The sequence below is a fragment of the Rhizobium sp. 01N447_2 genome (assembly GCF_056399245.1).
Map to the genome: position 1 here is coordinate 1 of NZ_JBFTQY010000112.1, position 15,313 is coordinate 15,313.

Annotated in this window: 14 protein-coding genes, 1 tRNA gene and 3 pseudogenes; 7 read left to right on the plus strand and 11 right to left on the minus strand. The window is 56.0% G+C overall.

The features are described from left to right. Window positions 1-195 (minus strand): hypothetical protein (locus tag AC1ECN_RS36350; RefSeq protein WP_477955773.1); only part of this gene is annotated, 195 nt, incomplete at its 3' end. Window positions 196-230: 35 nt separating this feature from the next. Here AC1ECN_RS36350 and AC1ECN_RS36355 point away from each other — a divergent pair. The 3 genes and pseudogenes from AC1ECN_RS36355 to AC1ECN_RS36365 all read left to right on the plus strand — a co-directional run. Beyond that, window positions 231-562, plus strand: a pseudogene (locus AC1ECN_RS36355) (ATP dependent DNA ligase); the annotation flags it as partial. 116 nt (window positions 563-678) lie between these two features. After that, window positions 679-1,062: a hypothetical protein gene (locus AC1ECN_RS36360; RefSeq protein ID WP_477955751.1), complete on the plus strand. Its 384-nt coding sequence runs from the start codon at window positions 679-681 to the stop codon at window positions 1,060-1,062. 1 nt (window position 1,063) lies between these two features. Continuing rightward, window positions 1,064-1,942: a hypothetical protein gene (locus AC1ECN_RS36365; protein ID WP_164582642.1), complete on the plus strand. Its 879-nt coding sequence runs from the start codon at window positions 1,064-1,066 to the stop codon at window positions 1,940-1,942. A gap of 28 nt (window positions 1,943-1,970) precedes the next feature. Here the strand turns inward: AC1ECN_RS36365 and AC1ECN_RS36370 are convergent. The 3 genes and pseudogenes from AC1ECN_RS36370 to AC1ECN_RS36380 form a co-directional block, all read right to left on the minus strand. Next, window positions 1,971-2,176, minus strand: a pseudogene (locus AC1ECN_RS36370) (CopG family transcriptional regulator); the annotation flags it as partial. A 6-nt stretch (window positions 2,177-2,182) separates the two neighbouring features. Further along, window positions 2,183-2,680, minus strand: coding sequence for a type II toxin-antitoxin system VapC family toxin (locus AC1ECN_RS36375; protein ID WP_477955753.1), 498 nt, complete (start codon window positions 2,678-2,680; stop codon window positions 2,183-2,185). Further along, on the minus strand, window positions 2,680-3,402 hold the full coding sequence (locus tag AC1ECN_RS36380; RefSeq protein ID WP_477955755.1) for a hypothetical protein: 723 nt from the start codon (window positions 3,400-3,402) through the stop codon (window positions 2,680-2,682). Before AC1ECN_RS36380 ends, AC1ECN_RS36375 begins: the two co-directional genes overlap by 1 nt. Window positions 3,403-3,706: 304 nt before the next feature. Between AC1ECN_RS36380 and AC1ECN_RS36385 the strand changes: the two genes are divergently transcribed. Beyond that, on the plus strand, window positions 3,707-4,561 hold the full coding sequence (locus AC1ECN_RS36385; RefSeq protein WP_477955757.1) for a hypothetical protein: 855 nt from the start codon (window positions 3,707-3,709) through the stop codon (window positions 4,559-4,561). A 141-nt stretch (window positions 4,562-4,702) separates the two neighbouring features. Here the strand turns inward: AC1ECN_RS36385 and AC1ECN_RS36390 are convergent, their stop codons facing one another. The 3 genes from AC1ECN_RS36390 to AC1ECN_RS36400 all read right to left on the minus strand — a co-directional run bounded on the left by AC1ECN_RS36390 (window position 4,703) and on the right by AC1ECN_RS36400 (window position 5,656). After that, on the minus strand, window positions 4,703-5,110 hold the full coding sequence (locus AC1ECN_RS36390) for a DUF4160 domain-containing protein (RefSeq protein WP_477955759.1): 408 nt from the start codon (window positions 5,108-5,110) through the stop codon (window positions 4,703-4,705). Further along, window positions 5,103-5,312, minus strand: a complete 210-nt coding sequence (locus tag AC1ECN_RS36395; protein ID WP_477955761.1) for a hypothetical protein — start codon at window positions 5,310-5,312, stop codon at window positions 5,103-5,105. Before AC1ECN_RS36395 ends, AC1ECN_RS36390 begins: the two co-directional genes overlap by 8 nt. 269 nt (window positions 5,313-5,581) lie before the next feature. Further along, window positions 5,582-5,656: transfer RNA gene (locus AC1ECN_RS36400), tRNA-Arg, on the minus strand. Window positions 5,657-6,093: 437 nt separating this feature from the next. On the opposite strand from AC1ECN_RS36400, the pseudogene AC1ECN_RS36405 reads away from it, so the two are divergent. The 3 genes and pseudogenes from AC1ECN_RS36405 (at window position 6,094) to AC1ECN_RS36415 (ending at window position 8,610) form a co-directional block, all read left to right on the plus strand. Beyond that, window positions 6,094-6,983, plus strand: a pseudogene (locus tag AC1ECN_RS36405) (LysR family transcriptional regulator). A gap of 146 nt (window positions 6,984-7,129) precedes the next feature. Next, on the plus strand, window positions 7,130-7,597 hold the full coding sequence (locus tag AC1ECN_RS36410) for a hypothetical protein (RefSeq protein ID WP_477955763.1): 468 nt from the start codon (window positions 7,130-7,132) through the stop codon (window positions 7,595-7,597). Window positions 7,598-7,827: 230 nt separating this feature from the next. Then, window positions 7,828-8,610 carry a hypothetical protein gene (locus tag AC1ECN_RS36415; protein ID WP_477955765.1) on the plus strand — a complete coding sequence of 261 codons (783 nt, stop codon included), beginning with the start codon at window positions 7,828-7,830 and terminating at the stop codon, window positions 8,608-8,610. 221 nt (window positions 8,611-8,831) lie between these two features. Here AC1ECN_RS36415 and AC1ECN_RS36420 read toward each other — a convergent pair whose 3' ends face one another. Genes AC1ECN_RS36420 through AC1ECN_RS36435 form a run of 4 tightly spaced genes read right to left on the minus strand, consistent with a single transcriptional unit; the run spans window position 8,832 to window position 15,172 of the window. Then, window positions 8,832-9,554 (minus strand): hypothetical protein, encoded by a 723-nt coding sequence (locus AC1ECN_RS36420; protein ID WP_477955767.1) that lies wholly within the window; start codon window positions 9,552-9,554, stop codon window positions 8,832-8,834. Continuing rightward, on the minus strand, window positions 9,551-11,338 hold the full coding sequence (locus AC1ECN_RS36425; protein WP_477955768.1) for an AIPR family protein: 1,788 nt from the start codon (window positions 11,336-11,338) through the stop codon (window positions 9,551-9,553). The genes AC1ECN_RS36420 and AC1ECN_RS36425 overlap by 4 nt, the downstream gene beginning before the upstream one ends. Further along, a complete protein-coding gene (locus AC1ECN_RS36430) occupies window positions 11,335-12,348 on the minus strand; it encodes a PD-(D/E)XK motif protein (protein WP_477955769.1) in 1,014 nt (337 codons plus the stop codon). Before AC1ECN_RS36430 ends, AC1ECN_RS36425 begins: the two co-directional genes overlap by 4 nt. Then, window positions 12,338-15,172 (minus strand): Z1 domain-containing protein, encoded by a 2,835-nt coding sequence (locus tag AC1ECN_RS36435; RefSeq protein WP_477955771.1) that lies wholly within the window; start codon window positions 15,170-15,172, stop codon window positions 12,338-12,340. Before AC1ECN_RS36435 ends, AC1ECN_RS36430 begins: the two co-directional genes overlap by 11 nt. Window positions 15,173-15,313: the final 141 nt, after the last annotated feature.

Here is a 15,313-nt window from a genome sequence, read left to right on the forward strand (position 1 = left end):
CGGATTGCCGCGACGTTCTTTCAGATAATCGAATGCGGCGTCACCCAGCACATAATCCTGATAGCCGCCGCGCAGCAGGGACAGAAAGTTCAGGCGTGACTTCGATTTCGTGGTGCGAAAGACGGTAAAATCCGCACCGCCGATCTGTGGCGGGGAAGTTGGAATGTCCGTTTGTGTGCAAAGTAGAAGTGTCACTTTGGGCGCGTCTTCAGCTATTTAGAAATGCGACACAGCGATCGACAGTCGCGCGTGCGGGAATAGGTCGGCTTCTGCTCGCGGCGCGCAAGGGAAACGAGCTCGTCTATGTCGGTGGAGTGGGGACCGGCTTTAATGAACGATCCGCCGCCGAGCTCCGGGCGCAGATGGACAAGCTGATCATCAGCAAGCCAGCTGTCGATACCGGGAGGAAGCGGAGCGGAACGCGGTCTTCGTCCGGCCGGAGCTTGTTGCGGAGATTGAATATCGAGCCTGGACGCATGACGGGAAGCTGCGGCATGCTTCTTACAAGGGGCTGCGGGTGTTCCAAGATAACGCGACAGTCTTGTCGCTTCCGGTTAGCTGAACGATGACCACGTAAATTCGGCGAGCAATTGACTTGCGGCATGTTGCCAATAGTAGACGACAACTTAAAGAAGTATTATAGTCCGTGGCGGGACGGAAATCTTGTGGGAGGGAAGGATGGCATTACTAGTTCGCATGCTGCTTTTGTTAGCGATAATTACTACAAATACTGAATCGGCTTTTGCTGCAGACAGCCTCGAGAATAAGATCCAATCAATAACCGAAATGCTAGTGACAATCTGCTTGGCTGGCGGAACCGAAACGGCATTCACTGCGAAGGGGGATGCGGAACTGCGTTCAAAACTTAAAGATGTTCTGACAGGCAACATCGGCGCCGCTGTCAAAGGCGAGACGACCTTCACCAAACATGCGTGGCAAGGAATAATTGGTGGCATCTCGAAGGAAATGACGTCCGTTCAGAGTGAGCAGGCGAACGAAGCAAGAAAGTGCATGGTCGACCATGGATTTGACCTAGTCAACAAATACGTACMGAGCCAATAATATGCGCAATTACTGGGTGCCTGTCGTCTTGTTAATTAGTTTTCCGTGTGAGGCCTTCGCGGAAGGACAGAGTGTTCGCGATGCCGCAAATCTCGTCCTTGAGCTTTGCTTAGCTAGAAGCACCGAAATCGAAATCACCGGAAATAGTGACACAGTGGAAGTTGCCGGCGACAATCAGTCTATAATGATTACAAAAAAAGAAGTTACGGGTTTGGCCGGCGGAATATCTAGGGAGCTTACGGAACTGAGCTCACGGCAAGCGTCGGAAACAAGAGCCTGCACACAGAAATACCTTAGGGAAATATTGGACTTGCTCCTTAAAGGCACACCGGAGGATGTTCCTAAAGATCCTGATTTTTGGAGCGACACAGCCCGCTATTGGGGAACAAATGGCCTATGGAGCGACCCAGTCCACTATTGTGAGGCGCTAATCGGCTTTACCGATGCCGCTAAGAAGCCAAGCAATTTTCATTTTTCTGATTCCGGAGAGCGCCTTTCCCTTGGGGCGCTCAGCAGCAAACAAGTCAAAATCGAAGGCAACTATTTTCTGAGAACAGACGAAGGATCGAGCGCCAGATACTGCGGCGCTTTCCACAATAAATCTTACTATGGTGTCGCCTGCAGCCGATTGATCTCGAACGATGACCCGAAAACTTTCGCGTCCGTGTACTCTAAGACATTGCGTGACTTACGAGCATGCTTGCCAAACAATGGTTGGAGAGAGGTGAGCGTGGACCAGGGAGCCTGCTTGCCGAGGAGAACGGGCGGGGATTGTGTCCGTCAATTTTCTAGGGATAACCAGAGTTTATGGCTGTATGCGGCCCGCAACGGACAGCGGTACGAAGCAGGTGTTCAGGTGGAACTTGGCCCAGATTTTTGACGACAATACCGAACCGGCATCTCCATCACACGATGAACCTGATCGTGTCATTGCGCGTCTTTGGTCGGCCAGGTCCCGCAGCGCTTTTTCCATGTCATCTTCGAAGGAGATCGACCCTGAGTTCCGCAACAGCAGCGCGGCCCGACGAAGCATGATCTGGAGATCCGCTCGCGAGATATCCGCAATCCGATCGGCGTCCTCCTCTATGAGCGTGGCGGTATCAGGCGAGGTCATTCAGCCCTACACAGGCATTCGAATTTGCGGATCTTCTGGCGGCAAATCTAGGTCATCGATTTGAATAACCTCCACGCCGGAGCCGTCGAGGTACCCGCCGAGGCCGCCATCAGTGGTGTAAAGTTGACTTGCGCCCCGAACTACGGCGGTAGCGGCGATCATGGCATCGTACTTCATGTGCGCCTTCCAACCAGGTATCCTGTCATTCGCATGGACGCGTGAGAGCGCAGCAGCTATGCGTTCCCCGGTCTCAATCGCGATGACTTCATCAAAAGGCTGGACTGAAAACCCTCTAAGGCCTCTCACGGTTTCGACAATTTCCTCCACTCGGTCCGCTCGTCCCGCGACGAGTTCCGCGATGGAAGGTGCGGGTATAGTGATGACGGTGCTGGTCTTGGATAACCGGTCAATCAAGTACTGCACGCGTTCGCGGCGCCGATTGATGTTTTGTGTACTTGCTGGATCAATCAGCAAGACCAGGAAATTCGTATCAACGACAATCATTAGGCGCTTCGCAGTTCGTCAACAGCTTTGATGATTTTTTCGCCGGCTCCTTCGGGAATAATGTTCCGTAGGCGACCCAGGGCTTCCGACAGGGGGACATCGTCGAGGCGCTCAAAAGAAGAAGCGTTGAGATTGTCGAGATACCACTTGCCATCGCTATCCCGCTTCCAGCGACCGTCCCCGCTAAGACGCACATGCTGGTGAAAAAGTGCGGCAAGCTCCTTGATCAGCTCCGCGGGCACTGAGATCCTGGCGGTCAAATCGCCGTCTATCTCTAGCCCTACTTTTACCCGCTCACCGCCGCCTTCTATGCGGATCAGACGCCCCTGCACCGAAGTATGCTGGTTCACCACCCTTATTGCTCGTGCCGATTTTACCGACCCTGGGAAAGCTATTACCTGCCCCCCCTTCGGAAGTGGCAGCTCTGCAGACCATCCATCCTCACCCAGGTACTCGTTGAGCTTCCGGTAATGGCTCGCGGCATCTGCGTCAGCAGAGCCACTTGAGGCGTCCCGCACGCGAGGCGAAATCACAGGCACATCCTCCGGCCTCACCAGAGCGACGATGCCGACGCTGGAATCGACAATCTTGTCAAAGTGGACGCTCTCTTGGCAGCCGAGTAGACGGCCAAATTCAGCCATATAGGTTGCTAATCGTACCATCGGGATGGAGCCTGGCTTTGCCCCGATGATGCGGAAAGAGTACTCAACAAGCTCGCTCATCCCGCCTCCATATTGAAGTATCTGAAGTAGCCATTGTTATAACGCTAATCCGAGCACTTTGTTATCGCTATCCAGCACTGTAGCAAAAATATCCTCGCGCGGACTGCAAACGGCCGAAAAAGACATCGACTCGATCCAGTTTAAGGCGCGAATGGTTTTCCACCGTTTGCTTCAGAGTCGCACACACACCTGTGGATGTTATGGCTTCCGAAAGCCTTCCCGGATGCAGGGTTGGAAAGCTACTCGGCTCTCTCCCTAGAAAGCAGCGGCCGGCTACCGCTGGCGAACCGCCAGAGGAAGCACAATGCAAGACAATGTCAGGCCTATCGCCCCCGTAAGTATTGCGGGATTGACCCCGCAGTTGCCCCCCACCGGAATGCCGATTTTCGAGCTCGTCAATCCGGCCGACCTCTTCGTAGATCCTGCCTATCAGCGAAACATCAGTGAAAAGGGTATGCGTCAAATCCGGCGTATAATCGAGGGTTTCGATTGGGCAAGCTTCAAGCCCCCGATCTGCGCCTATACGGAGCGCGAAGGCGAAACAATATTGAAGGTGTTGGATGGTCAGCACACCGCGATTGCGGCCGCGTCAAACCCCCATATCGACCAGATTCCAATAATGATCGTCGAGGCCAGCAACACCACGACCCAAGCCAAAGCGTTCATCGGGCAGAACACTGATCGTTTGGCAGTGACGACCCTTCAACTCCACCAGGCGGCACTTGCAGCGGCGGACGAGGACGCGCAGACGCTTGAGCTTGTATGCGCCAGGGCGAACATCAAGGTCATGAAAAGCCCGAACGCCTACACAGGCACCGGCGCGCGTCAAACTATAGCGGTCAAGCAGGTTGAAGCTCTCATAGCGAGACGTGGGCCAATGTGCGCCCGGGAAATCCTAGAGGTGCTTGCAAACGCTGAAATCGGCCCACTGACCGCATCTCAAATCAAGGCCGTCGAAATGCTCATGACTGAGCCAAAATACTCTGACTTCGTGTTTCCCGACGACATCACGGTCGCCATGGTAGACCTATTATCCGCCGCGGAGGAAGAGGCGAAGGTCTTCTCCGCCAGTCACAAAATCACCTTCTGGAGGGCATTGGGCATCACATGGTTTCAGAAGGCGAAGAAGCGGAAACAGCCGTTGGCACGGGTAGCGTGACAACCTCGTGCGCCGGGCTTTAGTCGGCCTGGCGCTTCGAGTACTCGGCGGTAACCTTTTTCCGCTGCGCCCCGATAAGGGGCTATGGCCCGATTGAGCTTGATCTGCCTCGTTCCGGGCTGATCTCCCTCCTTTAAATATTCAATCGTCTATATCGCCCTTTAAGTGACGGACTAAGACTTCGGCTTCGCCCTGCCCTCGACTATTTCGGAGTTCGCTCCAAATTTTGAGCAACTCCTCGCGATTTAAGATAATCCATTTCATTATTTTGCGGTCAAAGCGGGACTCCTCACCTGCCAGTCGCTCGCCGGTGTCTACGGCGTAGCTGGCCTGATGCAGAACCCTGCCGTAGTCCAAATGAATATGGGCCCTGCCATGATTCTTGTTGGGGTCCATCTTCAATCTGAGGCCTCTGGAATGAAGTAATAATAGTTCAGGCCATCGGGACGAGCCTCTGGATCGCTTTATCAATCCCTCTTCGTTAGCGAGACTATTGTGGAGTTGATGCAGCGCTGCATCGATGTCGTAATCCTCACCCGCTTCAGTCATTAATCGACCGCCAACGCGTGACCTCAAACATCTCAGCCATGCCTTCCCGGCGATACTGCTGCCTCATCCTGGGCGCCTTACCCGCTGGTGCCATGCCGAACTTTCCGGCAGTGTCGAGCTTACCCGCTTCCACCTGACCGCTATCTCGCTGGTATTCGATCTCAGTGCCCAGCGGTGGTTCGGTCGTTTGCCATTCGGCCATCTTCTTTTCCCTTGGTTGTCGCCCAGTTGCAGCATTCGGCCGTGCCGCTCTACTGGCTATAATCCCGCAAAGTTCAGCATAGCGTCCTTTGCCTTACGCGACAGATCTTTAGATTCCAGCCCTCGCTCCTGCAGATCAGCTGGCATGTTGCGTTCCATGTCGCGTGGATTTGCCGATAGCTGATTGAAATGATTGTAAATCAAGGGAACCATATGCAACAAAAATGCAACATGAAAACAAGCTAAAGACGGCTAAGCTCTTGATATTAATGGTGATCCCGGCGCGATTCGAACGCGCGACCCCCAGATTAGGAATCTGATGCTCTATCCTGCTTAGTTACGACCAATGATCTGGATGCGTTTTTTTCATCACAGTTAGATCTATCTCGTGAGTCGGACACCTTTGCCCCCGTTGGGCGCGTTTCCTTCTTCAAAAAAAATAATACCATGCTCTTCATACACGCGTTTGATGGCGTCTATTGTAACGGGTTGCGGCCCGCGCGGGCCTGCATCATCCTGTTCGACGCGGCTCACTGTGTTCGCTGTCACCTTTGCCAATTCGGCAACTTCCCGAACGCCAAGCTTCAACATCGCGCGGGCGGCTCGCGCTTGAGATGGATTCACGAAGACCTCGTATTTATTTCGATACAGGGTATTGACGTATCGAGAGTGATGTTATAGATACACCGTATTCATAGTGTCATCAACGTGCAAGGCACGCTGGGAGCAATTGCGCCCGGCATCCGGCCGAGCGCGCTATAGAAAGAGGCGGAGCTCTCGTCATGGAACTACGCCAGCTCTCCTACTTCGTCGCGGTGGCCGAGGAACTGCATTTCGGCCGGGCGGCCGCCAAGGTGCGCATCGCCCAGCCAGCACTTTCCAACCATGTGCAGGCGCTGGAGCGCGAGCTTGGCTGTGCGCTGTTCATCCGCTCGACCAGGCGGGTGGAACTGACGCGGGCAGGGGAGATCTTCCACGAGCGCTGCGTCGGGATCCTGAGCGAGGTCGATCTTTCCGCCGAGATCACCAGGGCGGTGGCCGGCAAGACGATAAGGCAGATCAGGATCGGCACCGTCTATCCGGCGACCACCGGCGTGCTGCCGGCGTTTCTGGCAAAGATCGCCCGCAAGTACCCGGATATCCGCATCCATATCTCAAGCGGCAATACCGGCGACATCATCCGCGGCCTGGAGAACGGCCAGATCAATCTCGGCTTCATCAGACCGGTGGAAAACATCGGCTCGTTGCGCTTCGCCTCGATCGCCCATGAGCGTTATCTGCTGGCGGTTTCCCGCAGCAACCGGCTGGCGGAGCAGGCGGAGATTGCATCGACGACCTGCGCTCGGAGAAGATCATCGCCTTTAATCGCAAGAACCTCTCCTACACAGAGCGGTACTTCAACGAGAAGTTCGAGGAATACGATCTGACCCGCAACATCGCCTACAGTTGCGACGACACCTATTCACTGGTGTCACTGGTTTCGGCCGGCCTTGGCATCGGCTTTGCGCCGGAATGGACCGAGGGCCTGCCGAACCGGGCCTTCGAACTGAAGGCGGTCAGAGGCATCGACTTCAGGATCGGGCTTGGGGTTGCCTGGAACAAAGAGGACCCAACCGCCTCGCGCGACGACATCGTCGATATCGCACGCTCATTGGCACGGACCACCAAGTAAGGCGAGGGGCACCACGGGTGGCGCGCGCTGAGCGGAAGATGCGCGATAGAGCATGCGCGGGTATAATCATCAGGTCCATGGCCGCATCCATCTGCCTATCCTGGAATGTGGTCTGGCCGGACCAACCATTGGGAGCCGAAAGTGTAATGCGCCATGATGATATCGGTCAGGACATGCGCGATCTAGCGTTTGACTTCTTCTACTGGTTCTCCCGCTTCGAGTTCGCGCTGAAGGAAAAGCGCTTCCTGAAGAACGAGGTCATCGGCGCGCGTGCCGATCCCAGTTGGGACAAGTTCGTGAAAGCGCATCGCGCCGCTTATATCGTATCACCTGCCGCGGAAGCGCTCCTTGCAGAAAAGCCCCGGCGCCAGATCGTCGGCGACCCGGAACATGACTTCGAGAATCTGTCCTTTTCTCCGAACACTGCTGACCTCGACAAGGTCGTGGCCTACGCGAAGACCGTGCGGAACAATCTTTTCCATGGCGGCAAACACGGTCATGACCAGTGGGACGATCCGGCCCGCATGCGCCGCTTGCTCAAACTAACCATCACCGTGCTGGCCGACTTGGCTGAGCTGGGTAATTTCGGCGGCGACTATGACCGTTTCTATTGACCTACCGTCGCGATGATGCCCGCCGCAATGGGTCTCGGAACGACATGAGACAACGTCCGCTTTTTGGCATCTTCTACCCAACGGCTGACAGCCCGAAAACGGTCCCGTATCATTCGTTCCGCGACAAACCGACGCCACCGCTGAGGGATTTCAAAACGTTAGCGCTGTTCCAATAATAGGGTCGTTGGTTCCGATCCTTTCAAGAGCGCATTGGCGACTTACTCCACTGGATGACCTTCTTCACCACGGAGCAGCAACGCTATCTGGGCTTTCTAAATTTATACATGGGAGGTAACCTACGCAAACTGTCTCTGGAAAGAGGACCTTCCGAGACGCCTAGCGCGATCGCAAAATGCCGAGAAATTACAGTGATCTTGAATAGTGCGGAGAAACTATTCGATATCAAGCAAGGCGTGCTGATCAGCAAGCGAAACCCCTTTGATGTCTCGAAAGTCCCTGAATCCCCTTACTACGATGGACCGGACTTCGTTATCGGCAACACGCCGCAACAGGGGATAAACTGGGTCAGGTCGGGAGAAAAAGCCCGTGCGGTTGTCATCAAAACCCGTCCCGGCTCGCATGAGCACGACGGCTGGCTCGATGAGACAATGACCGCTTACAACTACGCGTTCAAGGCCAGGAAGGATGCGATCTCCTACGATGAGATAGAAAACAAGGTCCTGCTGGAGCAGCCCCAGGCGGGGTATCCGATCCTGCTTTTCACGGATCGCCGGAAAAACTGGTCCTTCGAAGGACTGTTCGCTGTAGCCTCCACTGATAAGAAATTCGTTACGCACGAGCGGTGGGCAAATATCGGTGACGTTCAGGATGCCGATGATTGGTCGCTGCCGGAAGGGCTTGGAACGTATGTCACACACATCCGTACGGAAAGAAGCACACCTGCTGTGAGTCTGTTGAAGAGCAAAACGCATCCCGATGCGAAATATGCGATGACGATTTCAACTCGCTCTACGGAGCTCCTTATATCGAAGCCCACCACATCATCCCGATAGCCAACAAAGGCATCAGAATACAGGGTAACAGCCGCAGATTTCGCCCTCCTTGCCCGAACTGCCACAACGCCGTTCACATCCACATGGCAAAGGGTAACGGTGACTATACGCATATAAAGGAATGCTAAAGACAAGACTGTCTTCGCTACGCCAAGTTGATATTGAGAAACCCCACGCAAATAGGGCACACTAGAGGACCGACATTTCCCGGCTCATCGCTATTAACTGGGCAACTTCGCCAAGCCGGAACCGGCAAGCAGACGAGCAATGTCATTCAGCGATGATGAAGAACCATCCTCTTCGCCCGGCGCGGTCAGCCAGTCACCACCACTCTTCCAGTCTCGTTCCTGGCCGACAAGCTGCTGTACCGCCCGGATAGCCGGCAACACGCCTTTCCCATCATCCGACAAGACCGGATCCAACTCGCTTTCCCACAATGATCCTGTGTCTGGCGAAATTCCGAGCCCATCACCAAGGGCCGAGCGCTCGTCTTCGCTGAGGTCCAGAGCGGCAAACGCGGCACCTGGCTCAACTTCGATCCCGAACAACCATGCAATTCGGGCTGCCGCCAAGCCGGAACCGGGAGCCATCAAAACGAGCGTCGAACCGTCGTGCCTCTTACCGATAAGGAGAAAGTCGCCTTCGCGCGCCTTCGCGGTCACCAAATTGTCGTAGTAGTACAGCCTGTACTCGGATCGCGTGGGATGCCGAGCCCGGGCGTCATACCACGTGAGCATCCCGGTTTCAGCCAGGACACCGCCGTCGTCAGACATCCTGATAAAGTCTGTTGGCAACTTTTGCGGATGCTCCTTCCCGAACAGTCCGATCAGGGGCCTTGATCCGTTGAACTCGTGCTGGTTGGAGCGAGTGATGTCCGTCTCGACTGCACTCAATCGCTTGAACACAGCACCACTGAACGACGCTGAGAGAACACCGCCCGTCATGCGTGACTACGCGATATTTCAGGGACATCTGCGGGTGGAGGCGGTAGCGACGATGCTTTCAGGCTTTCCCAGCATTCGTCCTTTTTAGCCCATTCCGATACCTGCCGGGCTCCCGCATCGTCCCTGAGGATATCGTTCACCCGCGCGGCCAGCTTGCTGATGTACCCGGAAAGCTGCGATGACAGGCCCTGCTTTTGCCAGATGGCATCCAGTGACAACCTGCTGCAGGCAATCTCAGACAATGACGCGACAGTGTAGGCGGTGATGTTTGCCTGGTACGCCTGGAATCCCCCGGCCCGCACGATCTTCTGAGCCGTTCGAAAAAGGATAGTCTGCGCAATCGCGTGCTTGTATCTCGAGACGTCAGGAATAACTGAGGTGACGGTGTCGTCATCCGACATGAAGCGGTCGAAGTTTTTCTGGTTGCCGAGGGACACAATCTGAGGTTTTCGCCCCCAGGCCTGAACGTATTTCGCCAGATCGGTCTTTGTGATCTTTCGACCGGGCGGGACAGATTCCTTAATCTGTCGCAGTCTGGCCGGCGTTGTCCCCTCACGGGCAAGCATTACGTTGTAGCTTCCAGCCGCACGCTCGTAGAACCACCTGCTGGTACCATCCGGGCAATAGGTTGAGAGCGCGAGCTTCTCCAGCTCGACGTGAAACGGCTTGTTTGCTGAAAGGTCCGATACTTTCACCGCGTTCTGGCTATTTGCATATCGCGAGATATCGCTGATCAGCAGCTCCTCGGCGTCGGGGTTATGGGAATGTAGGACAATAACCTTTGCGGGAACACGTACGCGAGTGAGATCAATGTCAGGATGCTTGCGCTTTGTGAAATATATCGACGCAGTAGTCTGGCCGCCGTTTACAATCTGCATGCCCTTGAGCCATGCAAGCCCCATAGACCCGTCGGCTGCGCGTGCAAGGCTCGCTTCATCGGCAATCAGTACAATACCGTTATTGTAGGCCATGAAACGTTCGGGTGCATCACGCAGCGTATCCCGGATGCCTTTGTTGACCTTGCCGGTCTGACTGAGGAATGATCGTACGTTGGCTTCGAGCAGCCTTGCTCCGTAGCGCTCATACAGCAGCCGCAGCGTCGCCCCGGGAATTGCCGTGAGCGCGTAGTCATATTCCTCGTTTTCCCCCGGGACATAGACACAGGGCAGGGGCGAGCCACAGACTTCCTCGAAACTGACCACAAGCTCATCGCGAGGTTTGCCTTCGGACCAGTGACGGTGGAGACGTTCGATGTCCATGACCTCAAGCCGGACCAATTTTCCCGCGACATCCCGCGGCTTGAAGACGCGCGTCTTTGCCTGGCGGTCCGTCAGAATGTAGACCCTGATCTGCTCGAGATCCTCATAGCAATCCTTGATCGTAAGGCTGAACTCATAGGCGTCATCGGAGGGGTCGATCGCTGCCACGAGTTTACCATCGGCTGATTTTCCGAGGAATTTGAGGCATTGTTCTGCGGCGCGGACGACGTCCGCATCAGCGATAGGCTGGACGGTATCAACGCCATCGTAGAGGGTGACAAATAGATCGACCTGATCAGCATCATCGGAGACCGCGTACCCATTGAGCTTCAGCTTCGAACCCGAAACGGTACGCTCTATATGCAGGACACGAGGATCAAATGTCATCCCGCATTCTGCCATGTGCTGCATCACAACGTCCGTAAATGCCGCTTCATCCTTGAGATAGGTTCCGGCGACCATCCGGTCCGATACCATGGACCGCACCTCGTACTGCGTCTGGACGAGAAATTCCTCAAGTGTCATTCGCTGAAGACTCCATACTGCTGCATTGCGGCTCCAAGCGTCAGAGGGACGCAAGCCACAAGATCTAGATCAATTTCATATTCGGCAGAGCGGATCACCGGGCCTGTCCTGCTGCGGACCAAGGCGGGGAACGTTTCGGTCACCTCGAAGAGTCGAGTATCGATGACGGTGAACCGGCGTTTGTAGAGTTGCGAAGCCTCGTCCACGAAACCGGACAGCATAAGCGTCCGGTTAAGTATAGAGACTACGCCCGCGTCGGCGGCAAGTCGCCTCACCGCGACAATCAGCTCGGGAAGGGTCTGACCCTCGTCGTGCAGACTGAAACGGATGGCGGCCAGAAGGATGGCCCGTTCTCTCATTCCGTCCAGCTGTTCCAGTGAGCTGATATGTGCAGAAAAGCTGTTCACCGACAGCGTTGCCTTGACCTCGACGCCGATCACAGCGGTCTGGAAATCCTGGAGGCTTCGTGAGGGACCGTTCCATGCATGCACCACGTCTGCAACGGCCGCTCCACCGGCGATCGCTTCCCGCATGAAAGTGAGCTCGCCAAACAGACCAAGCTCCTCCTCGGGGCGCAGGAGGTCAGTGCGTGGTTTGCGCATGAACTCCTGCCATGCCCGGATCCTGGCCAGCATGAGGCTCAAAAGCCACGAATCGGACTGTGTCGTCGCGCGGGAGAGCGCAGAAACGATATCAGCTGCCATCTGAACGAACAGATCACGGCCGGCGCCCGACTGACGCGTCAGGCATAACCAGGTGCTAAAACCGGCCGAGAAACTCTCCTTTGAGATCTCGACCCGGAAACCGGTTCCTTCAGGAAGATCGGCCTTCCGGAGTTCTGAACCAACATTAAAGCCGACCAGAAGGGTTTCCCCTCCTTCAGGAAAAACTATGCCACCCCTGAATCGCGGACTGGAGTGACCGAGCGCCACAGTCAACCAGCCTTTTTCGGCTGTCTGGCCGGCCAGGGCACGCCATGCAGTTTCCAGCTCGTCAGTATCAGTCAGCACCGCCGTACTCCTGTGTCCATGCAACGTTGTTGACCTTGTACTCGACCTTCGTGCCTGAGTGACTTGACGGAAAGCTGATACCGAACGCAACGACAGGAGGGAGGAGCGGGTCAATGTGGCCCCCGGCCTCTGCCGGATCGAGGACATAGAGGAGCAACAATCCGCGCTCGGGATGACCGGCTTGTCCGGGAATACCTTCACCCCGGAGTTTGCGGATAGATGGTCCTGATGGCTCGTCCGGCCCTTCTGTTGATTTCGATCGTGCCGGGTCAGGCTTCCAGCCCTTCCTTGTCGTATCCATCGCAGCGAGCCACTCCCCGTCCGTCAGATCGATCGCCTCGTCCCGCGGTGAAAGCAATCGGCCGATCGAATATTTGCCGGCGGATCCCTCGGCCGCGCGCGTCAGCATCTGGATTTCAAGGTCTTCCGTCAGCGGGAAGGATTTTCCGCGTCCACTGCCCACCACCGCGACAGTCCAGCTGGTAAGTTCTCTTTCAAGGTTCATCCGGGTGATGAACTCGGCAAGCAAAACGCTGTTCACCTTGTAGGCGTCGGGATGGGTCTTGTATGCGTTCAGGAAATCGATGACCTGCGCTGCGGGAACGTCATTCCACAGACGACCTTTCCACCGCTGTGTACTGTCACCGCGCTGCCGAACGGGGTCATTCTCTCCGGGCCCGAGCTGGCGCACAAGGCTGGCCGTCGCGTCCAGATTTCGTTGCAAGACCCCCTTCTCGGAAAAAAGCGATACGGTTTCGGACACCTGACCGCTGAACGACAGCATGAGGCTTCGCGCTGATCGCATTTTGAGCCGCGATGTCACGAGCAGCACCGGATGGGACTGAACCTTCAGCCCATAGTCCCGCGGTGTCGAACCCGCTGCTGCCATCAGATCGAATTCTTCCCGCAACTCCTCCGCCGCGTCCGCAATATGTCCGAACCAGTCAGCAAGCTCATCGGTCGTATACAGCCGGCACAGGTCGATATAGCCCGGCCGATAACCGAACCACCTGCCCATCTGCATCAGCGTGTCGTACATCTTGGAGGTGCGCAGGAAGTAACTCGTGCAAAGACCTTCCAGAGTGAGACCGCGTGAAAGCTTGTCGCCGCCGATCGCGATGACCTTCAGACCCTGTCCCTGCTGGTCGGCATAATCCAGCGCGTCCTTCGCCGTGCCGTTGATCATTCTGACATCGACGTCGGCGATGATCTGCGTGAGCATCTCCAGCACTTCGGACCACGCGGGCAGGCTTGCGTCGTCTGCAAAAGCCGGAAATTCTGACTGTGCTGTGGCGCTTGTCGGCACAAAATCAGAGAGCCAGAGCTGCTCCAGACGGGTGACAGCGGTCTTATGGCCAATCCGACGGACGAGGCGCTGCTTCAGCCCGGAAACGTAATTTTCGACCCTTTCGTGGACGTGCTTCTGGACAGACGTAAATCGTGTCACATGGACGAGCATCGAGGAATGGGCGTCGCCCTGGCCTCTGAGATCACGGACCGCGCAGGCAATGAGGAACGAGTCAATTGCCTGTTCAAGTGTCAGCGGCAGACCGCTTTCGCGGTCTGTCAGCGGCACATAGCCGTTCTTGTGTGTGTGCGGCATCCAGCCACCTTTGCCGCCTTCGCCGGTGTGATCTGCGACCGGCCGGAACAGCGGCAGGCCGGCGGTGCGCCCCGAGGTTGACTGCAATCCAAAGATCTGTGCCGGACCGACATAACTGGAGGGGGCCGCCAGGTTTACGATGAACGCCGATGGAAAAAGATCGGGACCTTCCTCTTTGGTCTGTCCTCTTTCGTGAATAAAGATGTTTGCGAACGGGGTCGCGGTATATCCGACATAGGCCGAGCGCGTGAAAGTATGGAGGATCTTGCGCGTAAGACTGTTGATGGCGGTCGGTTGGTGCTCCTCATCGGGCGCGCCGTCCTCACCGAAAACCTGTTCTCCCGTATCGACCGAGGCGTGGTCGGCTTCGTCATCGATCAGGAGGAGTGGCAGCCGCTGCACAATCCGGCGCCCGTTCTCATCCTGACCATCTGCGACGTGATGCCTTATCCAGCCGAGCAGTCGCTCCAGAACCGTCTTGTTTTTCTTGATTACGAATAACCAGGGGCGCTGTTCCGGGGTGATCCCGAGGGTGTTGGCCCGGGCAGTGCTGAAGTCGCCGTTATTGGTCCGGTTGGTAACATAGTTCGGGCGAATGGACGGATCCCGGTCGATGAGGCCAACGCCGATCTCACGGATATCATCGGCGATCGGTCGGGTTTCATAGCCAAGAAACCCTTCATCGAGCCGCATCTGCGTCTGGGATCTGAGATTGTTGTGGAGGCCGGCGAGTACGATAATAATCTTGTACCCTGCGTCGGCCGCCTTGCAGACCAGCCCGGTATAGTTTCCCGTTTTGCCCGACTGGACGTGGCCGACCACCAGCCCGCGCCGATCCCACGGTCCGTCACGTGCGGGGTCTTCCAGCAGGCCAAGTATGGTGTCCGTCGACCGGTCGAGCCCCTCCACCGCGACAACCGACATTTTTCCTTCGAGATATTCGCGGTAACGCTGCCAGTAACGCCAGTCGCCTTTCCGACCTGCATTGAGCCAGGCTTTATGCCCCTCATCGTTCTGGATGGTGGAATCCGCGCCTACCCAGATGCTGAAACGGCGAACCAGTTCATTGATGGCAGCGTCGCGATCCAGTCCATCCTTCCAGGCCGGTTTGAACATCAGAACCTGATCGATCTTTGTACTGATCATTCCGGGGCCGATCGCGCTTCGCTCCTCTTCCATCAGGAGTTCCTGGGCAAACTTGACAACTTTTTCGTTGCTCAAAAAATCTATTCCTTTGGGTCAAATGTAAGTGTTTCGACAAACGTGGACCATGCGTCGAACGGCTCGGTCACTGCCATCTGCCGGCGGGCCTGCTCTTGCGACAGCCCCTTTCGGCTGACGAGATTATTGAATACCGTCTGC